At 63.0% G+C, this 22,298-nt stretch carries 20 protein-coding genes; 7 read left to right on the top strand and 13 right to left on the bottom strand.

Annotation, left to right across the window (positions count from 1 at the left end):
• Nucleotides 1-9: 9 nt before the first annotated feature.
• The gene (locus tag PMI16_RS01045; protein ID WP_237719762.1) at nt 10-870 is read left to right on the top strand and encodes a LysR family transcriptional regulator; all 861 of its coding nucleotides are present in this window, start codon (nt 10-12) and stop codon (nt 868-870) included.
• A gap of 3 nt (nt 871-873) precedes the next feature.
• Here PMI16_RS01045 and PMI16_RS01040 read toward each other — a convergent pair whose 3' ends face one another.
• Nucleotides 874-1,944: an Lnb N-terminal periplasmic domain-containing protein gene (locus tag PMI16_RS01040; protein WP_007875491.1), complete on the bottom strand. Its 1,071-nt coding sequence runs from the start codon at nt 1,942-1,944 to the stop codon at nt 874-876.
• A gap of 160 nt (nt 1,945-2,104) precedes the next feature.
• On the opposite strand from PMI16_RS01040, the gene PMI16_RS01035 reads away from it, so the two are divergent.
• On the top strand, nt 2,105-2,368 hold the full coding sequence (locus PMI16_RS01035) for a DUF2164 domain-containing protein (RefSeq protein WP_007875490.1): 264 nt from the start codon (nt 2,105-2,107) through the stop codon (nt 2,366-2,368).
• Nucleotides 2,369-2,666: 298 nt separating this feature from the next.
• Here the strand turns inward: PMI16_RS01035 and PMI16_RS01030 are convergent, their stop codons facing one another.
• Nucleotides 2,667-3,374 (bottom strand): hypothetical protein, encoded by a 708-nt coding sequence (locus PMI16_RS01030; protein WP_007875489.1) that lies wholly within the window; start codon nt 3,372-3,374, stop codon nt 2,667-2,669.
• A gap of 348 nt (nt 3,375-3,722) precedes the next feature.
• Between PMI16_RS01030 and PMI16_RS01025 the strand changes: the two genes are divergently transcribed.
• Nucleotides 3,723-3,998: a DUF4148 domain-containing protein gene (locus tag PMI16_RS01025; protein ID WP_007875488.1), complete on the top strand. Its 276-nt coding sequence runs from the start codon at nt 3,723-3,725 to the stop codon at nt 3,996-3,998.
• A gap of 169 nt (nt 3,999-4,167) precedes the next feature.
• On the opposite strand, the gene PMI16_RS01020 is transcribed toward PMI16_RS01025, so the two are convergent.
• The 3 genes from PMI16_RS01020 to PMI16_RS01010 all read right to left on the bottom strand — a co-directional run bounded on the left by PMI16_RS01020 (nt 4,168) and on the right by PMI16_RS01010 (nt 8,964).
• Complete coding sequence (locus PMI16_RS01020; RefSeq protein WP_007875486.1) at nt 4,168-6,402, bottom strand: NADP-dependent isocitrate dehydrogenase; 2,235 nt, start codon at nt 6,400-6,402, stop codon at nt 4,168-4,170.
• A gap of 351 nt (nt 6,403-6,753) precedes the next feature.
• Nucleotides 6,754-7,827: a helix-turn-helix domain-containing protein gene (locus PMI16_RS01015; RefSeq protein ID WP_007875484.1), complete on the bottom strand. Its 1,074-nt coding sequence runs from the start codon at nt 7,825-7,827 to the stop codon at nt 6,754-6,756.
• Nucleotides 7,828-8,079: 252 nt separating this feature from the next.
• Nucleotides 8,080-8,964 carry a LysR family transcriptional regulator gene (locus PMI16_RS01010; protein WP_007875482.1) on the bottom strand — a complete coding sequence of 295 codons (885 nt, stop codon included), beginning with the start codon at nt 8,962-8,964 and terminating at the stop codon, nt 8,080-8,082.
• Nucleotides 8,965-9,181: 217 nt separating this feature from the next.
• Between PMI16_RS01010 and PMI16_RS01005 the strand changes: the two genes are divergently transcribed.
• The 3 genes from PMI16_RS01005 (at nt 9,182) to PMI16_RS00995 (ending at nt 12,523) form a co-directional block, all read left to right on the top strand.
• Nucleotides 9,182-10,318 carry an alkene reductase gene (locus PMI16_RS01005; RefSeq protein WP_007875481.1) on the top strand — a complete coding sequence of 379 codons (1,137 nt, stop codon included), beginning with the start codon at nt 9,182-9,184 and terminating at the stop codon, nt 10,316-10,318.
• A gap of 69 nt (nt 10,319-10,387) precedes the next feature.
• On the top strand, nt 10,388-11,251 hold the full coding sequence (locus PMI16_RS01000) for an aldo/keto reductase (RefSeq protein ID WP_007875480.1): 864 nt from the start codon (nt 10,388-10,390) through the stop codon (nt 11,249-11,251).
• A 39-nt stretch (nt 11,252-11,290) separates the two neighbouring features.
• Entirely contained in the window at nt 11,291-12,523 is a 1,233-nt protein-coding gene (locus PMI16_RS00995; RefSeq protein ID WP_007875479.1) for an MFS transporter, read from the top strand.
• A 6-nt stretch (nt 12,524-12,529) separates the two neighbouring features.
• Here the strand turns inward: PMI16_RS00995 and PMI16_RS00990 are convergent, their stop codons facing one another.
• From PMI16_RS00990 to speB, 7 genes are read right to left on the bottom strand one after another with little or no spacing between them, the layout of a single operon-like run.
• Complete coding sequence (locus PMI16_RS00990; RefSeq protein ID WP_007875478.1) at nt 12,530-13,456, bottom strand: 2-hydroxyacid dehydrogenase; 927 nt, start codon at nt 13,454-13,456, stop codon at nt 12,530-12,532.
• 10 nt (nt 13,457-13,466) lie between these two features.
• Entirely contained in the window at nt 13,467-14,246 is a 780-nt protein-coding gene (locus PMI16_RS00985; protein WP_007875477.1) for a class II aldolase/adducin family protein, read from the bottom strand.
• Between the two features lie 3 nt (nt 14,247-14,249).
• On the bottom strand, nt 14,250-15,116 hold the full coding sequence (locus tag PMI16_RS00980) for an ABC transporter substrate-binding protein (RefSeq protein WP_007875476.1): 867 nt from the start codon (nt 15,114-15,116) through the stop codon (nt 14,250-14,252).
• A gap of 33 nt (nt 15,117-15,149) precedes the next feature.
• The gene (locus PMI16_RS00975) at nt 15,150-15,953 is read right to left on the bottom strand and encodes an amino acid ABC transporter ATP-binding protein (RefSeq protein ID WP_007875474.1); all 804 of its coding nucleotides are present in this window, start codon (nt 15,951-15,953) and stop codon (nt 15,150-15,152) included.
• Entirely contained in the window at nt 15,950-16,849 is a 900-nt protein-coding gene (locus PMI16_RS00970; RefSeq protein WP_007875472.1) for an amino acid ABC transporter permease, read from the bottom strand. The genes PMI16_RS00975 and PMI16_RS00970 overlap by 4 nt, the downstream gene beginning before the upstream one ends.
• A complete protein-coding gene (gene argH, locus PMI16_RS00965) occupies nt 16,846-18,288 on the bottom strand; it encodes an argininosuccinate lyase (RefSeq protein WP_007875470.1) in 1,443 nt (480 codons plus the stop codon). Before argH ends, PMI16_RS00970 begins: the two co-directional genes overlap by 4 nt.
• A 59-nt stretch (nt 18,289-18,347) precedes the next feature.
• Nucleotides 18,348-19,301: an agmatinase gene (gene speB / locus PMI16_RS00960; protein WP_007875469.1), complete on the bottom strand. Its 954-nt coding sequence runs from the start codon at nt 19,299-19,301 to the stop codon at nt 18,348-18,350.
• Between the two features lie 149 nt (nt 19,302-19,450).
• On the opposite strand from speB, the gene PMI16_RS00955 reads away from it, so the two are divergent.
• Nucleotides 19,451-20,356, top strand: coding sequence for a LysR family transcriptional regulator (locus tag PMI16_RS00955; protein ID WP_007875468.1), 906 nt, complete (start codon nt 19,451-19,453; stop codon nt 20,354-20,356).
• Here the strand turns inward: PMI16_RS00955 and PMI16_RS00950 are convergent.
• Nucleotides 20,353-22,275 carry a sensor histidine kinase gene (locus PMI16_RS00950; protein ID WP_007875467.1) on the bottom strand — a complete coding sequence of 641 codons (1,923 nt, stop codon included), beginning with the start codon at nt 22,273-22,275 and terminating at the stop codon, nt 20,353-20,355. The genes PMI16_RS00955 and PMI16_RS00950 overlap by 4 nt on opposite strands.
• Between the last annotated feature and the right edge of the window lie 23 nt (nt 22,276-22,298).

Genomic DNA, 22,298 nt, shown 5'->3' with positions numbered 1-22,298 from the left:
CCCCCCAGCCTGTCGGCGGCGGCTGCGCAACTGGGCACCACGCAGCCGACCATCAGCCGCCGGCTGCAATTACTGGAACGCTCGATGGGCCTGCGCCTGCTGCAACGCTCCACCCATGCCATGAAACTGACCGAGGACGGCGAGCGCTGCTACGAGCGCGCGCTCAATCTGCTGGCGGAGTGGGAATCTTTCGAATTCGATCTGCGCGGCGCCAATGTCGAAGCCGGCGGCTCGCTGCGCGTGGTGGTGCCGAATGCCTTCGGACAAGGACAACTGATCGGGCCGCTGGCCGAATTCATGCGCCGTCATCCGGGCATCACGGTGGAATGGCTGCTGTACGATCGCATCGCCGACTTCATCGCCCACGGCATCGACTGTGCGATCCAGGTCGGCGAAGTCACCGACCCCTCGGTGGTGGCGATCCGGCTGGCCGAAGTGCCGCGCATGCTGGCGATTGCGCCGTCGCTGCTGGCGCGTCATACGATGCCCGCACATCCGCGCGACCTGGCGACGATGCCGTGGCTGGCGATCCCGCAATTCTATCGGCGCGACATCACGCTCAGGAACGTCGTCACGGGCGAAGTCGCCGAAGTGACGTTCCAGCCGCGCCTCAGTTCCGACAGCCTGTATGCGCTGACCAATGCGGCGGTCGAAGGCGTCGGCCTGATCCTCGGTTCGGCCTGGCTGCTGCAGGAACACATGGAAAACGGCCGCCTGCTGCCGCTGCTGCCCGAATGGGAAGCAGCCCCGCTGCCGGTGTCGATCATCTATCCCTATGCCCGCTTCTACCCTGCGCGGCTGCGCTACTTCATCGAAACCATGCGCGAAGCGATGCCGGCGGCGGTGGGTTCCGCCGCGCGCTGGACCTGAAGATTATTTTGCAGGGATGGGCAGTATTGCAGGAGCCACGCCCGGAATACCGACCCTGATCAATTCCGAAAACCGCGGATCATTGCCGGCCGCCAGTGCGCGCCCGGTAATACGTCCACGCGCCTTCAGCGTGGCGTAGTCGACGCCGGGCGCAAGGCCGCCGACATCGTAAGCGTATTCCGCCAGATAGCCCGACGCCAGCAGGCGATAGTCCAGCGGCAATTGCGGATTGATGGCGCGCGCCAGGTCGAACACGATGGTGGTGCAATTGCTGGTGAGCGTGTTGTAGAACTCAGGCGCCTGCTCCAGCTTGCGCGCCTCGCCGGCATAGCCGATGAACAGTTTGCGCAGCGTTGCCGGCTCAACTTGCAGGCGATAAAAATACACGTCCTCGCCGCGCATGTTGGTGCGCACGCGGATGATGTCGCGCTCATCCGAAGCCACCAGCACGGTCTCGAACTTGCGGAAGAAACCGCCCAGCGCCGAAAAACTTTCGCCCTTCTCCTTGCGAATCTCCACCGAAAACGTCAGATAGCGGCCATCGTCAAAACCGAACGACACCAACGTGTGCGCAATCGCCGGCCCCATCCAGTAGGACAGCACCAGATCGGCCGTGACCAGATGGTCGAGATTGTATTCGCGATTTTCCCAGCGCACGGTGTAGTCGGTCTCGCTGCGCCAATCGAAGTTGCGCACGTTGGTCAGGCGCACCTTGCTGCCGTCGACATCGATGTGCAGCAGGCGTGCCACGTCATCGGCCCAGACGCGGTCGTGCGACGGTTTGAAGGTGCTCCACCAGCCGAGCACGCCAGCGAAAAAAACCGCAAACCAGATCACCGGCTTCCAACGCCGTTGCCATAAAGCGCGCACCGCCGCCAGCATCGCCAGCGCAAGGAAAACGATGGCAACAATCCGGATTTGCGTCGGTGCAGCCAACTGAAACCACAAAGCAAAACCGGTCCACGCGCCTGCCGCCGTGATCGCCAGCGTCAGCAGAAGACACAGCACGATCCAGATGACTTTGCGCAAGCGGCCAACAGATGGGCGAGAAGAGGAGGAAGAGAAGTCCGGCATGGCAATGAGCGGGTGGTCGATGATCACAGGATAGCGGACTTTGCAAAACGAAAGAGAATCCAAAGACGCTTGCAGTTCATACCGCCGCCTGGTCTACAATAGCGCCCCGACTGCATCCGCAACCCATCGCTGCAACCATCAACGACAGGAAACAAACATCATGGCCATCAAACTGGAGCAAGGACTGCAAAAGGAAGCCGTCGCCTCGATCCAACGCTATCTGCGCGACAACTTCGACGCCGAAGCAGGCAGCCTGCAGGCGGAATCGCTGCTGCACTTCTTTCTCGAAGAAGTCGGACCGCTGGTCTACAACTCCGCCATTCATGATGCGCAAGAACAACTGCAAAGCCGTGTCGCCGAGCTCGATATCGATTGCCATGAAGAACCTTTCGGCTATTGGAGCAAGAACGCCAAACGGCGCTGACGCCTTTGCGCGCCGGCTTGCCTGAACAACATCTTCGGCTGTCGCAGTGTAGGAAAACCGGCGCATGTAAATCCGCGTCCGGCCTACAGTCAAACCCCGGCGGGTGGCGGAATATGGGCTCTTGCACAGCATCCGCGATGGAAGCCAGGAGAGCGCCATGAAGACCAAGGACATTCCGGAAGAAGCCACCTTCACCGACTACACCAACGCCGCCGGCGGCGAAATCGATTCCGGTGCGGCTGATTCCACACCGGTTGTGAACCTGGACAAACCAGGTAAGCCCAGGCAAGCCCAGCGGCTACTGCCGCTTCATCACCATCTGCACCGAGCCCTGTCCGTGGCATTCGAAGGCCAGCGATACGTCGGTGAGCAGGTTGGCCGAGCACGTCGTCTGCTGATCCTTCCAGCTCAGCGTGCTGCCGCTGACGATGCCGCTGGCGCTGATCGGCACCGTCGGGAAGTTGCCTTCCATGGTGCCGGTGATGGCGGCCTGTCCCGCCGCCGTGGTCGCGAAGCTGAGCGTCCAGCGTTGCGCCGAACCGAAGGAATTGTTCCCTGCTCCCGCCCATTGACCATCGAACAACGACGGCTTGCGTTCGCTCCTGGCCGGCTTGCCGTCTTGCGGGACAGGCTTGATCTCGACCTGCTTGCAGACCTGGCAGCTGATGTCGGTGATATTGGCGCGGCTCACCTGCTTCGGCCCCCAGATGTTGTCGGTGCCGGTGTTGCCGCTCACGAGCACGTTGAAATACGGCGTGCCGTCGACGTAGTAGTTGATCTTGGAACAGGCCGGCGCGGACGAGGTGAATTTCAGTTCCGCTGCATAGGAACCGAGCGTGGTGGCCTCGACCGGTTTGACGGCGATCGACGCCGCACAGGCGCCGACGGGTTGCTGGCAGTCGCAACTGGGATCGGCTGCCTGCGCCTGAGCCAGCACCGGCAGCGGATGACTCTGCATGATGCCGGCGGCGGCAAGGACAAGTACGAAGAAAATAGGTTTCATCATCGTTGACTCACCTTGTGCTGGAGGACATGGAGTCTTTTATCTTACACCCGCATCGGCCGCTGTCGCAAAGCCCGCGCGGCATGCAGGGATGTACGCGCAGGACGGCAATCAACGCACAAACAATTCGTGCGCAATTTGCACGACGTCGGCTCGCGTTACACACATGGTTTTTGTCTGGCAAACCCCTGACATGGGCATGACGAAATTGTCATCCGTTCGTCATGCTGGCGTCGATGGCTGCAGCGCACAATGTATTCACGATGGCCGCAGCCCCCTTCAATGTTTTTCCCAAGTCGTGTGGTTTGCACGACTGACTGCGGCCGTCGCCTTATTTTTGGAGAATACACCATGCGTACATTTCACATCGCCCTCGCCGTCCTGACACTGAGCACCGCCGCCGGCGCCTTCGCCGAAGCACCGTATCCGGCTGACCAGCCATTCACGTCGACCGTCTCGCGCGCGCAGGTCAAACAGGATCTGATCCAGGCCGAACATCAGGGCCTGCTGTCGGAAGGCGACAATTATCCCGTCGTGTCGCAAGCGCCGTCGTCGCAGAGCCGCCAGGACGTCGAACGGCAATTGCAAACCGCGCAGCATGGCGACACGCTTTACTCCGGCGCCTGAGCGCCTCGCAATCCGGCAATACCGATGCAATGAACAACATGCCGACCGGGGGGATGGCATGACTGTTCGTGCAGAATGAAAAAAGGCAGACCAAGGAATTGGTCCGCCTTTTTTATTTTGCGGATCCGCCAGCTTGCGCAGATCCGTTTTACTCTTACTTACTTGACTTTTACTTGACTTCGCTCAGCGCGGCATTGAAGGTCGCGCTGGGGCGCATGACTTCGCTGACCTTCTTCGGGTCGGCCAGGAAGTAGCCGCCGATGTCGACCGGATTGCCCTGGACTGCCTTAAGTTCCGCAGTGATCTTGGCTTCGTTCTCGGTCAGCGTCTTGGCCAGCGGTGCGAACTTGGCGGCCAGTTCGGCGTCGTCCTTTTGCGCCGCCAGTTCTTGCGCCCAGTACATGGCCAGGTAGAAATGGCTGCCGCGGTTGTCCAGCTCGCCGGTCTTCGGCGACGGCGACTTGTTGTTGTCCAGCAGCTTGCCGGTCGCATCGTCGAGCGCCTTGGCCAGGATTTGCGCCTTCTTGTTGCCGGTCTTGATGCCCATGTCTTCCAGCGACACGGCCAACGCCAGGAATTCACCCAGCGAGTCCCAGCGCAGATGGTTTTCTTCCACCAGTTGCTTGACGTGCTTCGGCGCCGAACCGCCGGCGCCGGTTTCGTACATGCCGCCGCCGGCCATCAGCGGGACGATCGACAGCATCTTGGCGCTGGTGCCCAGTTCCATGATCGGGAACAGGTCGGTCAGGTAGTCGCGCAGGATGTTGCCGGTCACCGAGATGGTATCCAGGCCGCGGATCACGCGTTCCAGCGTGTAACGCATGGCGCGCACTTGCGACATGATCTGGATGTCCAGGCCCTTGGTGTCGTGATCCTTCAGGTAGGTCTCGACCTTCTTGATCAGTTCTGCTTCATGCGGACGGTACGGATCGAGCCAGAATACTGCCGGCATGCCGGAGTTGCGGGCGCGCGTGACGGCCAGCTTGACCCAGTCGCGGATCGGTTCGTCCTTGACCTGGCACATGCGCCAGATGTCGCCTTGCTCGACGTTTTGCGTCAGCAGGACTTCGCCGGTGGCGAGGTCGACGATGTTGGCAACGCCGTCTTCGGCGATTTCGAATGTCTTGTCGTGCGAACCGTATTCTTCCGCCTTTTGCGCCATCAGGCCGACGTTAGGCACGGTGCCCATGGTGGTCGGATCGAAGTTGCCGTTGGTTTTGCAGAAGTTGATGACTTCCTGATAGATGCGGGCGAAGGTGCTTTCCGGGATCACCGCCTTGGTGTCCTGCGGCTTGCCGTTGGCGTCCCACATCTTGCCGCCGATGCGGATCATGGCCGGCATCGAGGCGTCGACGATCACGTCGTTCGGCGCGTGCAGGTTGGAGATGCCCTTGGCCGAATCAACCATGGCCAGCGACGGACGGTGTTCGTGACAGGCGTGCAGGTCGCGGATGATTTCTTCCTTCTTCGACGAAGGCAGGGTCTCGATTTTTTCGTACAGGTTGACCAGGCCGTTGTTGACGTTCACGCCCAGTTCGTCGAACAGCTTGCCGTGCTTGGCAAACGCTTCCTTGTAGAAAATCTTGACGGCGTGGCCGAACACGATCGGGTGCGACACCTTCATCATGGTCGCCTTGACGTGCAGCGACAGCATGACGCCGGTCTTGCGCGCATCTTCGAACTGCTCTTCGTAGAAGTCGCACAGCGCCTTCTTGCTCATGAACATGCTGTCGATGATTTCGCCGGCCTTCAGGGCTACCTTGGCCTTGAGCACGGTGGTCTTGCCGCTCTTGCCGATCAGTTCCATCTTGACGTCGCGCGCGGCGCCGATGGTCATGGATTTTTCGCCGTGGTAGAAATCGCCGTGGGTCATGTGCGCGACGTGGCTGCGCGACGCCATGCTCCACTCGCCCATGCTGTGCGGATGCTTGCGCGCGAAGCGCTTGATCGATGCCGGCGCGCGGCGGTCGGAGTTGCCTTCGCGCAGGACCGGGTTGACGGCGCTGCCGAGCACTTTGGAGTAGCTCTTCAGGATTTCTTTTTCTTCGTCTGTCTTTGGATCTTCCGGCAAGTCGGGGATCGCATAGCCGCGCGATTGCAGTTCGCGGATCGCGGCTTGCAGCTGCGGCACCGAAGCGCTGATGTTCGGCAGCTTGATGATGTTGGCGCTCGGATCCTGCGTCAGCTTGCCCAGCGCGCCCAGGTTGTCGGGAACGCGTTGTTCAGGCGTCAGACGGTCCGGGAATTCGGCCAGAATGCGCGTCGCCACCGAAATATCGCTTTCCACCACATCGACGCCCACCGGTGCGGTGAAGGTCCGGATGATCGGCAGGAGGGAGTACGTCGCCAGCAGCGGCGCCTCGTCAGTAAGCGTATAGATGATGGTGGATTTATCTGTGGTCATGATGACGTCCTTGCTGTTGATGTGTCGGTTTTGCTTCTCTGTTTGTGTTTATTCAGTGCAGTGATTGTATTGGCGCTTCCTGTCGTCAATCTTAATTGCGCGCTGAAACAGTCTGAGGAGAGTGTTTCAAAGAAGAAATGTTGCCATCAAAGAAAGTCAATTCCGTAAAACGCCGACTTGCGGACGCTTTCTTTTCGGCGCACAACACAAAATCAGCCCGTAGTTTACATCGAAGCCGCCCGGAATGCCTTGAGAATTGGATTTTCGGAAGGGAGCCGCGACCTTGCCGGAAAGCAAGCTTGACCGCAGCGCCGCCGGTTTTGATGAAAAAACGGCAATTGACGGGACCATTCAGCCGCCCAGCAGATCCACGCCCAGCGCGCGAAAATCCTGCGGCGCCATGCCGTAAGCGCGGCGGAAGGCGCGCGTGAAGTCAGACGGGCTGCCGAAGGACCAGCCGTAGGCGATTTCCATGATGCTCACGTGCGGGGCGGCGGCCAGTTCTTCGGCCGCTTCGCGCAAGCGGCGGTTGCGGATGTAGGTGCCGATCCCGCCTTCGTGCTCGAACATGCGGTACAAGGTCGGCCGCGGGATCGGAAAACTTTGCAGGATGGCTTCCGTCGACAGCTCGCCGTCGCGCAGCCTGGTTTCGATGAAGTCGCGGATCCGGTTGCGCATGGCGACCCGGACCGCATCACGCGCGCCGTCGCCGCGCCGCGACTGTTTCTTGAAGGCCGTCAGGATCAGTCCGGCGCAGACGCGGATGGATTGTTCCGCCTCTTCCTGCGGCATCGCCGGCAAACCGGCGCACAGGCTGGTCACGCGATCGAGGATCAGGCGCGTCAGCGGCGTGGTGTAGCCGAGCACCTGGCCGTGGATTGCTTCGGCGTCGACGATTTCTTCTTCCACCATGGCGCGCGGCAGGAAAAACGCCAGCACCCGCGACTGCGTCGGACGCACCATGCGCATGGGCTGACCCAAGTCGAGAGCAAGGATGCCCGGCACGAACTGCGACGACTTCTTTTGCTTCAGCGCGCCGGTGGTGGTTTCCATGATGCCTTCCACGGCGACGTGGAAAACATAGTCGCGCACGCTGTCGCGCGAAATGCGAGCAAGCGTGCGCGCCTGCGACAAGGCGTCGGTGCGGCTGTCGAGGTAAATCATGTCGCTCAGCACGTAAGAGTCGATCTCGCCCTTGAAACCCTGCTCGATCTGCGTGCGCGACACCGGCGAATCGAGGATGCGGCCGACATAGTCGCTCCAGGCCGGCGCCTGCAAGGCGCGGCTTTCGCCGGCCACGGTGAAATGCTGATGGATGACGCGCGGCGATGCCCCCTTTGCGAGCTCGTCGGACGCAGGAAAGGCGTAACGCTGATGCTGCGCGGCGATGACCCGCTTCACGGCGGCGGAGTAGCTCCTGCTCATGGCCGGCGCGTCCTTCCGCCGACTTTGCTATGCATCTTGCTGAAAAATAAACCGGCAACCACGAGCGTTCCAGATTGAATGAGTGCTGAGAAATGTTTACCCGCTACCGACAGCATATTGATGCCGTGGAGAAACAAAAAAAATATGCGAGTTCCGAAGTCCTTACTGTAAACAATCGGGCCACGGACGAAAGCCGGAAACAGAGATGTTTTCCGCGGGCAATTCCCGTCGAAATACCGCGCGGCGGCCCGCTCAGATGCGCAAATGCCGGCTCATGTGATCGATGAATACGCGCAGCTTGGGCGAGGCATACCGGCTCGCCGGCCACAGCATCCAGAACACCACGGTGCGGTCCAGGTAGTCGTCCAGCACTGTGCGCAGCAAACCCTGCTCAAGCGCATCGCGCACCAGGAAGGCCGGCAGGAAGGCGATGCCGCGTCCCTGCAGCACCGAATACGCGAGCGGCTCGATGGTGTTGACGGTGATGGTTTCCGGCAGCACCAGTTCGGGGTCGGTTTCTTCGCGCCGCAAGGGCCAGCGCTCCAGCTTGCCGGTGGCGGGAAAGCGATGCTGCAGGCAGGCGTGCTTCGCCAGTTCGTTGGGATGCGCCGGCGTGCCGTGCTGCTTGAGGTAGCCGGGCGTGGCCACCAGCACATGCGGACAGGCGCCCAGCCGGCGCGCCACCAGCCGCGAATCGGTCTGCTCGCCGGTGCGGATCACGATGTCGAAGCCCTCTTCCACCACGTCCACCATGCGATCCGACATGTCGATGTCGAGATCGATGTCGGGATAACGCGCCATGAAACTGTCGAAGATCGGCATCAGCAGATTGACCAGTTGCGGCGCGCCCACGCGCAGACGCCCGCGCGGACTGCCGGCGGCATCCGACAACTCGGCCTCGGCCGCATCGACCTCGCTGAGGATGCGGCGGCAGCGTTCGAGGAACAGCGCACCCTCCGCCGTCAGCGTGATGCTGCGCGTGCTGCGATGGAATAGCCGCACGCGCAGCCGCTCTTCCATGCGCGCGATGCTCTTGCCGACCGCCGACGACGACACGCCGAGAATCCGGCCCGCTTCAGTAAAACTGCGCGTTTCCGCGACCTGCACAAACATCGAAATGCCGTTGAGGCTGTCCATGGTGATCCGCTTCCAGGGTGAAGTGACAGGTTCAGTTGTGGGATGCGCCGATCGAAAATCAATCAGGCGATTCAAGAACTATTGTCCGATATGTTGAGAAATCCGGGCTATTTTTCTTAAGTCTCATGACGCCTATATTGCTCACATCGCATTTGCACTTTGCACTGCGTTTTGCGGACCTTCCGACAAACCTACCGAACCCAACAGTGAGCAAACCATGTCCCAACTCTCAAAACTCCACACCGCCGTCAACGTCGGCCCTTACGCAATCTCCCACCGCGTCGTGCTGGCGCCGCTGACCCGCATGCGCGCCGAAGCCGGCGCCGTTCCCGGCCCGCTGATGGCCGAGTATTACGCACAGCGCACTTCGCCAGGCGGCCTGCTGATCGGCGAAGCCACCATCGCCGCCGCCAACGGCAACGGCTACCTCGGCGCGCCCGGCCTGTATGACGACAGCCAGATCGCCGGCTGGAAGCTGGTCACCGACGCCGTCCACGCCAAGGGCGGCCGCATCTTCCTGCAGCTGTACCACGCCGGCCGTCAATCCAACAGCCAGCTGCAGCCCGGCGGCGGCCAGCCGGTCGCGCCCTCGGCGGTGGAACACGGCGGCGTCGCCTACACCGAAGCCGGCTGGATTCCCAACACCCCGGCGCGCGCACTGACGATTGCGGAAATCAGCGACCTCGTCGAAAGCTTCCGCGCAGCCGCCGAACGCGGCGTGCGAGCCGGTTTCGACGGCGTCGAAATCCACGGCGCCAACGGCTACCTGTTCGACCAGTTCCTGCAAGACGGCAGCAACAAGCGCACCGACAGTTACGGCGGCTCGTTTGAAAACCGCAGCCGCTTCCTGCTCGACGTCACGCGCGCACTGATCTCTGTCTGGGGCAGCAAGCGCGTCGCCGTGCGCCTCGGCCCGAGCGGCTCCTGGGGCGACATGTCCGACAGCAATCCGGAAGCCTTGTTTACTTACGTCGCCCAGCAACTCGCCACCCTAGACCTGGCCTACCTGCATCTGATCGAACCGCGCGTGCTCGGCAATGTCGACGACGACAGCAAGGATCCGGCGCCGGTCGCCGCGCAACTCATGCGCAAACATTACAAAGGCCTCATCATTGCGGCGGGCGGCTTCAAGGGCGAGACGGCGGAAGCGATCCTGCAGGCGGGCGATGCCGACCTGGTCGCGTTCGGCCGCGACTTCATCGCCAATCCGGACCTGCCTGAGCGCCTGCGCAACGGCTGGGCCTTAAACCCGTATGATCGTCCTACTTTCTTCGGCGGCACCGAGGTCGGCTATACCGATTATCCGTTCCACGTAAGCCACGAAGTCAACGCAAGCGCGGCACTGGCAGCATAAAACGACGGGCGCGGACATCGCATATCGATGCACCGTGCCCCGTTCCTTTTACTTTTCGGAGAATCTGACATGGCAGACGGCAACAACACTTTTCTGATCGACGGCACGACACCGGTACAACGCCTCGGCTTCGGCGCGATGCGCATCACCGGCCCCGGCATCTGGGGCGAACCGGAAGATCGCGCCGAAGCGATCCGCACGCTGCGCCGCCTGCCGGATCTGGGCGTCAACTTCATCGACACCGCCGACTCCTACGGCCCCAACGTGTCGGAAGATCTGATCCGCACCGCGTTGCATCCCTACGGCGGCATCCTGGTCGCGACCAAGGCCGGGCTGGTGCGCACCGGTCCCGACCATTGGGTGCCGCTGGGCCGTCCCGAATACCTGATCCAGCAGGCGCACACCAGCCTGCGCCGGCTCGGCGTGGAACAGATCGGGCTGTGGCAATTGCACCGCATCGATCCAAGGGTACCGGCCGACGAACAATTCGGCACGGTGCGACAACTGATCGACGACGGCGTCATCCGCCACGCCGGCCTGAGCGAAGTCAGCGTGGCCGACATCGAAGCGGCGTCGCGCCACTTCAAGGTGGCGACCGTGCAGAACTGCTACAACCTCGCCGACCGCGCCAGCGAAGACGTGCTCGACTACTGCACGCAGCACGGCATCGGCTTCATCCCCTGGTATCCGCTGGCGGGCGGCGATTTGCTGCAGGGCGCGTTGTCGTCGGCGCTGGCGAAGGTCGCGGCGCGCCACGAAGCGACGGTAGCGCAGATCGCGCTGGCCTGGCTGCTCAAGCGCAGCCCGGTGATGTTGCCGATTCCCGGCACATCGAAAGTGAAACACCTGGAACTGAACGTCGCCGCTGCACGCATCTGCCTGACTGAGCAAGAGTTCACCGAACTCGACGCCGCCGGCCGGGCGCAGCAATGACATGTTGCCGAAGGCGGCATCCCTGATTGAGAGAACGTCATGAAAATAAACTCCTCCACCGGCGCGGCTCCCACAACCTCGTCTTTCCTGCCGCTGTTCTGGCTGGCGCTCGGCACCTTTGCCGTCGGCACCGAAAGCTTCATGATCGCCGGCCTGTTGCCGGAGATGGCCGCCGACCTGCAAGTCAGCGTAGTCGCCGCCGGCCAATTGGTGACCGTCTTTGCGCTGGCCTATGCGCTGAGTTCACCGGTGCTCACCGCGCTGACCGGCGCCATCGATCGCCGCCGCCTGATGATCGCCGCGATGGTGATGTTCACGCTGGCCAACCTGATGGCGGGCACCGCGACCAACTACTGGTGGCTGATGGCGGCGCGCATTTTGCTGGCGGCTTCCGCCGGCATCTTCGTCCCCGGCGCCAACGCGCTGGCCGGCGCCACCGTCACCCCGGAACGCCGCGGCACCGCACTGGCCATCGTCAACGGCGGCATCTCGATCGCAGTCGCCTTCGGCGTGCCGCTGGGCGCGCTGATAGGCGCACACCTCGGCTGGCGCATGACCTTCTTCGGCGTGGCGATGCTGTCGGCGCTGGCGACCGCCGGCCTGATCTTCGGCCTGCCGCGCGGCATCGGCGCCAACCTGCCGGTCGCCACTTTGCGCGAACGCCTCGCCACGGCGCGCCGTCCGGTCATTCTGATGAGCCTGCTGGTAACAACCTTGTGGGCCATGGGCGCGTACACCGTCTACACCTATCTGGCGCTGCTGGTGTCACATGCAACCATGCTGCGCGGCGCCGAGATCGGCTATGTGCTATTCATGTGGGGCGCTGCCGCCGCAATCGGCGTGGCGATCGGCGGCAAGGCCGTCGACCGTCTCGGCCCGCGCCCGGTGATCCTGCCCAGTCTCGCCGTCATGACGCTCGCGTTCGCCCTGCTGTCGGCCAGCGCCTATTGGCTCTCGCCGGTCCATGCCTTGCTGCCGCTGCTGGTCGGCGTAGTTGCCTGGGGCCTGGCGCACTGGTCGTTTTTTCCGGCGCAGCAAGCCAACCTGATCGGCATCGCCGGCCTCAAGGGAACGCCCATCGTGCTGTCGCTGAACGCCTCGTTCATGTATCTGGGATTTTCTCTGGGCGCTGCGCTGGGCGCGTTGACCCTGAGCGTGTTCTCCGTATCCGACCTCGGTTGGGTGGGGGCAGCGTGCGAAGTCGGCGCACTGGCGTTGACGCTCGCGGTGAACGGCGTCTTTGCGCGCTGCGTGAAGCCGTCGGTGGCTTAAGAAGAACTAGTAACCGCTGCTGCGATCCACCACATTGAGCAGCGCCTCGCCTTGTTGCAGGCGCCGGATGTTTTCTTCGATCTGATCCAGCACGCTGTCGTAACTGGCGGCGGCTGCGATGTGCGGCGTGACGATGACGTTGGGCATGGACCAGAACGGGCTCTCGACGGACAAGGGTTCTTTTTCAAATACGTCGAGAATGGCGCCGCGCAGATGGCCGTTCTCCAGCATGGCTTGCACCTCCGCCGATACCAGATGACCGCCGCGACCGACGTGGATCAGAGCGGCGCCGGCCGGCAATGCCGACAGCGTGACGCGGTTGAGGATGCCGTGCGTTTGTGCCGTCAGCGGCAACAGGCAGACCAGGATATCGGTGCCGCCGAGGAAGTCTTCGAATTGCGCCTCGCCGTGAAAACCCTCCATGCCTTCAACCGTCTTTTCCTGACGCGACCAGCCGCGCACCTTGAATCCCATGCGCAGCAATTCGCCGGCGACGTGCGCGCCGAGTTGTCCCACGCCCATGATGCCGACGCTGCATGAAGAAGCTGCGGCAAGCGGAATGCGATGCCAGATCCTGTTGCGCTGGTTGGCGATGACGCGGTCGAGATCGCGGTGGTAATACAGCACGCCCCAGGTAATGAATTCCGTCATGGCGACGGTCAGGTCGGGTGCGACCACGCGGCACAGCGGCAGCGCCGGCAGCTGCGGATCGCACAGGATGTTGTCGACGCCCGCTGCAATCGCGTGGATCAGGCGCAGACGCGGATAGGCGGCCAGCGCGCCGGGCGGCGGCGACCAGCAGACGGCGACTTCGGCCTCTGCTGCGCCGGCGTCGCCGGGCAGCATGACTTCAATGTCGCCGACACGCTCGCGCGCCAGCACTGCAATTTTTGGGATGTCAGAACTGACGCCGAGAAAAACAACTTTAGTCATAAACAGAGGATCATTGGCGATAGTCGGGTTGATCGTTTTCGATCAGGCGCAATGCAGCCTGCCACGCCAGATCCATGATGCCGCTCGCGTTGTCGCCGGCGAACTGTTGCGCCGTGCGCAGGCGCACCGACTCCGGCGGCAGACGCAGCGCCTGCCCGCCCGACGTCGCGGCGACCTGCGCCTGGCAGGCGCGTTCGAGGAAGTAGATTTCGTGGAAGGCTTCGGCCGCCGTCGAACCCGCCGCCAGCAAACCGTGGTTGCGCAGGATCATCGCCTTGTGGCTGCCGAGGTTGGCGACCAGCCGCTCGCGCTCTGCCAGGTCGAGCGCGATGCCTTCGTAGTCGTGATAGCCGAGCTTGCCGTAGAACTTCATCGCGTGCTGGCTGATCGGCAGCAAACCCTGCTCCTGCGCCGCCACGGCGATGCCGGCCGAGGTATGCGTATGGATCACGAAATGCAGATCGGGCCGCGCATGGTGAACCGCAGAGTGGATCGTGAAGCCGGCGGCATTGACGCGCTGCCCGGCGGGCGCGCCGTTGCCGGTCTTGAGCTCGCGGCCCGCGTAGTCGACCTTGACCAGATCGGAGGCGCGCATCTCATGGAACAGCACACCGTAGCGGTTGATCAAAAACTGATCCTCATGCCCCGGCAGGCGCGCCGAGATATGCGTGTCGATCATGTCGGTCATGCGGAAATGCGCCGCCAGCCGGTACAGCGCCGCCAGCTCGCAGCGCGTGTTCCATTCGGCGTCGTCGACGGTCTCCCTGCTGCTGCCGGCAACCTCGCTCATGATTTATTTCCCCTGATTCACTGCCACCGGCATGCCCGACGATTGCAACTTGTACTTTGCCAGCAGCTTGTCGTAGGTACCGTTGCGCTGCAGGTTTTGCAATGCGCCCAGCACGGCGGCGCGCAGCACCGGCTCGGTCTTGGAAACGGGGATGCCAGTCTCCTGCTGGAACAGCGGCTGGCCGAGCAGGACGTAGGTGTTCGCTTCCATGGTCTGGAAGTACGGCAAGGTCTCGCTGCCCTGTACGGCGACGTCGATCCGGCCGGTCTTCAGTTGCGTGCGCGCGTCGACCGAACCTTCGGTGCCGATCACGGTGATCGCCGCCTTGCCCTTGGCGACGCAGTTGTCGTTGCTCCACGCGGCGATCTGCGTCGGCCAGTTGGTGTTGCGGCTGGCGCCGACCTTGGTGCCGCAAACGTCGGCGATGCCCTTGATTTTGGCGGCATTGGCTTGCAGCGTGAAGAACTGCGGGCCGGTCTTCATGTAGTCGATGAAATCGGCGACCTTCTGGCGTTCCGCCGTGTCGCTGATGGCGACCATGGCGATGTCGACGCGGCCGGTGGCAAGCGAGCTGAAGACCTGGGCGAAGGCGGTTTCCTGATACTCGACCTTGAGGCCGAGTTCCCTGGCGATGGCTTCGCCAAGCTCGATGTCAAGGCCCATGAGCTGACCGGTTTCGGGATTCTTGTAGGCGATCGGCGGATAGTTGGCCTGCGTGGCGATGACCAGCTTGCCGGCCTTCTTGATGCGGTCGGGCAGATCGGCGGCGTGTGCTGAAATTGCGCCCATTGCAGTGATGGCAGTCGCTGCCAGCGCGATGCTGCTCAGGCTTGGGCTCATGTTTGTCAGAAGACGGTTGAACAGTTTCACTTGATTCCCCTTGTTAAAAATATCAACTCAATATCAGCTCAAAATCGCCGCAATAAATTCCTTGGTGCGCGCATGCTGCGGACGCGCCAGGACTTCGGCCGGCGTGCCGCATTCCAGCACCTGGCCCTGATCCATGAAGACCACGCGATCCGATACCTCGCGCGCAAACCCGAGCTCGTGCGTGACCACGATCATGGTCATGCCGGACAGCGCCAGGTCCTTCATCACGCCCAGCACTTCGCCGACCAGTTCCGGATCGAGCGCCGAGGTCGGCTCATCGAACAGCATCAGCTTGGGCCGCATCGCCAGCGCGCGCGCAATCGCCACGCGCTGTTGCTGGCCGCCCGACAATTCGCCCGGATAGGCGCCGGACTTTCCGGCCAGGCCGACGCGCTCGAGCAGGGCTTCGGCTTCGTCGCGCACCTCGGCGCGCTTGCGCTGCTGCACGACGACCGGGCCTTCCATGATGTTTTGCAAGGCGGTCATGTGGCCGAACAGATTGAAGCGCTGGAACACCATGCCGCTGGCCAGCCGCTGACGCGCGATTTCGCTGTCGCTGAGTTCGCGCAGTTCGTTGCCTTTGCGGCGATAGCCGCACAGTTCGCCGCCCAGCCAGATGGCGCCGCCGTCGGTGCGCTCCAGTTGATTGATACAGCGCAGGAAGGTGCTCTTGCCGGAACCGGAGGGGCCGACGATGCACATCACTTCGCCGCTGGCGACTTCCATCGAAATGCCTTTGAGGGCGTGGTAGCTGCCGTAGTATTTCTGAACATCGTGCGCGACCACCATCGGCATGGCGGCTTGCGCTTGCAGGACGGCGCTCATGGCTACACTCATGATTGCGCTCCTTCGAGGACCGCGACCTGCGCCGCTTTCAGTTTTACCGTCTTTGCCACTTTGCGCTGATTGCGCGCAAACGCCTTTTCCAGGAAATGCTGGCCGATGGAAAACACCGTCACCACCGCCAGATACCAGACCGTCGCCACGATCAGCAGCTCGATCACGCGCGCGTTGGCGAAGTAGATGGTCTGGGCGTTGTGCAGGATCTCCGAAAACTGGATCACGCTGGCCACCGAGGTCAGCTTGACCATGCTGATGACTTCGTTGCCGATGGGCGGGATGATCACGCGCATCGATTGCGGCAGGATGATCCGGCGCAGCGCGGTCAGGCGCGTCATGCCGATGGCCTTGGCGGCTTCGGTCTGGCCGTTGTCGACCGACAGGATGCCGCCGCGCACCACCTCGGCGGTGTAGGCGCCCTGCCCGATGCCGAGACCCAGCAGGCTGGCAATGAAGGGCGTGATCAGGTCCACCGTGCGCGCTTCGAACACGCCGGGGATGCCCATCATCGGAAACACCAGCGCCAGGTTGAACCACAACAACATCTGCAGCAACAGCGGCGTGCCGCGGAAAAACCAGATATAGAAACCGGCGATGGCCTTGAGCATGGGATTGGGCGACATCACCATCACGGCGAAGACCACGCCCAGCACGATGCCGATGGTCATCGCATAAATCGTCATCAGGATGGTGTTGAGCAAGCCGTGCATGATGACCTTGGCGGTCATGAACTGCGCGACGATCTTCCACTCGATCTGGCCGTGCGCGAAGGCGTTGACGATGAAGGCGAACGCCAGCAGGATCAGCGCCGCCGACAGCCAGCGGCCGTAGAAGCGGCGCGGCACGATCTTCAGATGATCGATGGCGAATGGGGAGGAAGATGGCGTAGTCATAAAGCACCTGCGTAAGAAGAGCCCGTCGGCCCGGCTTCATTGCCGCACCACGCGCGCTGGCCGGCGACGGTCTGTTGCAGGCGCTGCAATTGCGCGGCCACCTGCGCCGGCGCCGTGCCGCCGTAGCCGCTGCGGGCGTTGACGGCGGCTTCCGGCGTGAGCACGCTGCGCACTTCCGGCAACAGATAGGGACTGATGGCGCTCATCTCGGCGTCGCTCAGCTCGTGCAATTCAAGCTGCTTGTCTTCACACAGCTTGACCATGGCGCCGGTGATTTCATGCGCGGCGGAAAACGGCACGCCGCGGCGCGCCAGCCAGTCGGCCACTTCGGTCGCCAGCGTGAATCCCTGCGTGGCGTCGCGGCGCAGCTTCGCGGTATTGACGCGCATGGTGCGGATCATGCCCGCCATGGCGGGCAAGACCTTGTGCAGCACGTCGACGGCTTCGAAGGCGGCGAACTTGTCTTCCGCCAGGTCGCGGTTGTAGGAAAACGGCAAACCCTTCAGCGCCACCAGCATGGTGGTCAGCATGCCGATCAGGCGCGCCGCGCGGCCGCGCGTGAGTTCGGCGATGTCGGGATTTTTCTTCTGCGGCATGATTGAGCTGCCGGTGGAAAAGCTGTCGTCCAGGTCGACCCACTGGAACTGGCGCGAAGCCCATAGCGTGATTTCTTCCGACAGGCGCGACAGATGCACGCCGAGCATGGAGGCGACGAACAGGAATTCGGCGACGTGGTCGCGACTGCCGACGGCGTCGATGGAGTTTTCGCAGGGCCCGTCGTAGCCGAGATCGGCGGCCGACAACTCAGCTTGCAAGGCGATCGCCGAGCCGGCCATGGCGGCCGCGCCCAGCGGCGAACGCGCGCTGCGGCGATCCCAGTCGATGAAGCGCGACATGTCGCGGCTGAAGGTCTGCGCATGCGCCAGCAGCTGGTGCGCGAACACGATGGGTTGCGCCGCCTGCAAATGCGTGAAGCCCGGCGCCAGCGTCTGCAGATGCCGGCCGGCCTGTCCCATCAGCGCGTCCTGCAAGTCGAGCAGCAGCTCGCCGATGGCGCGGCTCTCGGCGCGCAGGTAGAGCTTGAGATTGTTGGCCGCCTGGTCGTTGCGCGAACGGCCGGCGCGCAACTTGGCGCCGGTGTCGCCGAGTGCGTCAACGAGGATGCGTTCCATGAAGGTGTGCACGTCTTCATCGGCCGGCGACGGCGTGATCTCGCCGCGCGCGAAGGCGGCATCGAGTTCGCCGAGCTTGCCGACGATGGCCTTGCATTCGTCCTCGGTCAGCAGCTTGGCGCGCAGCAACTCGCGCGCGTGCGCCTGCGACGACACGATGTCGAAATGCGTCAGCCGGAAATGCGCCATGCCGCCGCGCGACAGGTTCATCAGGGCCTCGTCAGGGGCGGAGCGGAAACGCGCGCCCCACAACCGGGTTTCACTCATGGAATGCCATCCTTGGAATTTCGTTTTAACAATACGGATCAGACGTCGCCGACTCTCTGCTACGCCCGATACTTCACGCCGGGAAACACGCACAACATTTCATACGCCAGATTGGCCGCCACCAGCGCCGTGGTGCCGGCCTGGTCGTACGGCGGCGACACTTCGACGATATCGGCGGAAGCAATATTCAGGCCTTTGGCGCCACGGATGATCTCCATCCCTTGCTGCACGGTCAGGCCGCCGATCTCCGGCGTGCCGGTGCCGGGTGCAAAGGCCGGGTCGAGGCCGTCGATGTCGAAGGTCAGGTAAACCGGACCGTCGCCCATCTGCGCGCGCACTTCCGCCATCAGCGGCGCCAGCGATTTGTTCCAGCATTCCTCGGCCTGCACCACGCGGAAACCCTGGTCCCGGCACCAGTCGAAATCGTCGGCGTGATAGCCGGTGCCGCGCAGGCCGATCTGCACCACGCGTTGCGGATCCAGCAGGCCTTCTTCGAACGCGCGGCGAAACGGCGTGCCGTGGGCGATCTTTTCGCCGTTCATGGTGTCGTTGACGTCGGCGTGGGCATCGACGTGGATCAGGCCGACCTTGCCGTACTTCTTGTATATCGAGCGCAGGATCGGCAGCGTCATGGTGTGGTCGCCGCCCATGCTGATGGTTTTGCAACCGCTGGCGTAAATGCGGTCGTAGGCTTCCTCGATCATGCGCACCGAGTCGAGCAGGCTGTACGGATTGAGCGCGACGTCGCCGATGTCGGCGACCTTGAGCGAATCGAAGGGCGCGGCGCGCGTGGCCATGTTGTAGGGACGCAGCAGCACCGATTCAGTGCGGATCTGGCGCGGACCGAAGCGCGTGCCGGAACGGTTGGAGGTGCCGATATCCAGCGGCACGCCGACGAATCCGACGTCCAGGCCGGCGGGATCTTCGACATACGGCAGCCGCATCATGGTGGCAATCCCCCCAAAACGGGGCATGATGTTGCCGCCCATGGGCTGATACAGTGCATGTTCCATCGATACGCATCCTTGTAAATAAAACTGGTTTTGTCCGGGTTTTACCTATTCTAGCGACGGACTTGGGAAACAAATATGCGTATCTTGCGATGTTTGCATCGATTGGAATCGATGTATAGACTGAGGCTTTCCTTCATCGGTAACGCCCCATGCTCAACAACGTCTTCGATCTGGATATCCGCCTGATCCGGGTGTTCCTGACCGTGGTCGACGCCCACGGCGTATCGGCCGCGCAATCCAGGCTCAACGTCGGCCAGTCCACCATCAGCGCCCAACTGAGCGCGCTGGAGACGCGGCTCGGCTACCGCCTGTGCGAACGCGGCCGCGCCGGTTTTCGGCTGACCGCCAAGGGCGAGAAATTCGCCGACTCGGCGCGGCGCATGATCGAGGCGCTGACGGAATTCGGCATGGAAGCGCGCAATCTGGACAAGAAGCTGGTCGGACGGCTCAGCATCGGCCTGATCGGCCACACGCCGACGCACCAGAACACGCGCCTGTCCGAAGTCATCCGCCGCTTCCGCCAGCGCGATGAAGCGGTGCGCCTGGACATCGTGGTGCGCACGCCGAGCGAACTGGAAGAACTGCTGATCAACGGCAGCATCCAGGTGGCGATCGGTTATTTCTGGCGACGCGTGACGGCGCTGCAATACACGCAACTGATGCTGGAGCGCCAGGTCGCCTACTGCGCGCCGCCACACCCGCTGTTTTACAAGGAAGAAGAAATCGAACCGGAGGAAGCCGCCGGCTATGCCTGGGCCTGGCGCGATTATCCGGTGCCGCCCGGCCACGCACCCATCCATCGTCGCAACATCATGGCCACGACCGGCAACATGGAAGCGATGTCCATCCTGATCCTGTCAGGCCAGCATCTCGGCTACCTGCCGGAAGAAATGGGCCGCGAACACGTCGCGCGCGGCGCCATGAAAGCGCTTAATCGCACCGAACTGTCGTACGAAGTCGGCATCAGCGTGGTGACCAACCGCGCCAACGCCAATGAGCCTATCGTCGCGGCGTTTCTGGAAGATCTGAAGTCGGTGCAGCTCCAGCCGGACTAATTACGCACCAGCGGCAACCACAGCGTAAAACGCGTGCCGCCGGCATCCGATGCCCAGGCAACGGCGCCGTCGACCGCCTTGGCGCGCCGCTGCTGGTTGTGCAGGCCGCGTCCTGCGGCGCTGTCCAATGCCTTGGCGACATCGAAACCCTGGCCGTTGTCTTCGATGGTGACCGTTACGCCGTCATCGTCGCATGCGGTGCCGACACGGATGCGGTCGGCGCGGGTGTGGCGCAAAATATTGGCGATGCTCTCCTGCACGATGCGCAGGATATGCAGCGCGCTGGAGGGTTCCAGCCAGGCCAGCGTGGGCAGCTCCTGCACGTCCCAGACCAGCGTGATGTTGCTGCCTTCGAAACGCGGTTCGAGACGGAAGCGCAAGGTCGCCAGCAACAGCAGCAAGTCCGCTTCGACCGGTTCCATCGAGTCGATGGTCAGCTTGAGATCGTCGAGGCAATCCTTGAGTATCTGCGACACCTTGGCGTCGCTGACGCCGCCGCGTTCGACCGAGCGGATCGCGCTGATGAGCGAGGAACCGAGGCCGTCGTGCATGTCCTGCATCAGGCGCTGGCGCTCTTCGCTGATGGTTTGCCGCAGGGCCGCTTCGCGCAGCAGGCGATGGCTGACCTCCAGTTCGGCCTCGCGCGCCTGCAGGCGCTGCGCCAGGCTGGCGTTGATCCGTTCCACTTCCGCGATGGCGTTGACGTAACGCCGGTACATCAGCGCGCCGAACATGGCGAAAGTGACCGCGTTGGTATAGGCGCCGAGGAACCAGCCCTCCGGATTGATGACGTTGTTGTGCAGCAGCCAGTCGGACATGCCCAGCAACACTGCCACGCCGACGCCGGTGACCAGCAGCATGGCTTCGCGCGAGCGCTGCCACGACGCCCGCGCGCCCATCGCACACACCAGCACGCCCATGAACACCGTGACGGCATACATGAAGGGCACCAACGGCGACGTGCTGGGATACACCGGCAGGATGCCCAGCGCCGGTATCGACAGCACGCTCGCCGCCAGCGTGACGCCGACCAGCGCGCGCGTCAGCCAGGTCAGCGGGCGGCCATGCAATTGCCGCAGGAACAGATGGACCACCGTCAGCAGCCATAGCAAGGCATTCGCTGTCAGCCACGCAAACCAGTCGGTCACGATGGGCAGGCTCACGTAATAGTGCAAATGACCGACGAAAGAGACCGCGGCGAGATTGAAGAACAGCAGATAGCTCATCTCGTGGCGGCGCCGGAACCAGACGAACAAGGCAAAAATCCCCACCGCCATGAACGCGGCGCTGAGCGTGGCCGGCAGTTCGCGCTGCAACCATTGGCGCAGGTAATAACGACCACGCAGCGCCTCGGCAGTCCCCACCCACAGCGACGACAACCCCACCGGCGTCTCGGGGACGTGCTCCACCCGGATCAGGATTTCTTTGAGCGGCGCGTCGTCATGCCGGTCGAGCGTGAACCACAGTGGCGTGAACAGGCTGTTCCACAGCTGGCCGCGCTGCTGCGTGCGGTAAGCCAGGCTGCCGTTGGCGTACACCGCGACGGTGCCGTCGGTCTTGATGCGGATGCCATACAACACCAGCGGCCCGGCGGGCAATGGGCCGGTAACGGACAGCTTCACCCAGGTCGTGCGGATGGTCGCCGCACCGGCAGTACTTGCCGGCGGTGGCGCCACCGGCAAAGCAGACGGCAACGTGGCGTGCTGCCATGACGACGGCAGGTCGCGGCCGTCCATCGCCAGAGGCGGCGCGGAAAATCCATGGCCGTCCATGTCCTGCCAGTCCGCTTGCGTCAGGTGCAGGCTGGCCGCAGTTGCCTCGCCGTCGCTCTGCACATACCAGGCGCCGACGGCGACCAGCAGCGCCACGGACACGGCGAAAAGCGCGTTGGCGAACAGGCGTGTGGAGAGAGTTTTCATGCGCGCATTATCGCCGGATGCCG

The sequence above is a fragment of the Herbaspirillum sp. CF444 genome, from assembly GCF_000282135.1.
In the GTDB taxonomy this organism is placed as follows: Bacteria; Pseudomonadota; Gammaproteobacteria; order Burkholderiales; family Burkholderiaceae_D; genus Herbaspirillum.
This window is presented reverse-complemented; position numbering and strand designations above follow the sequence as displayed.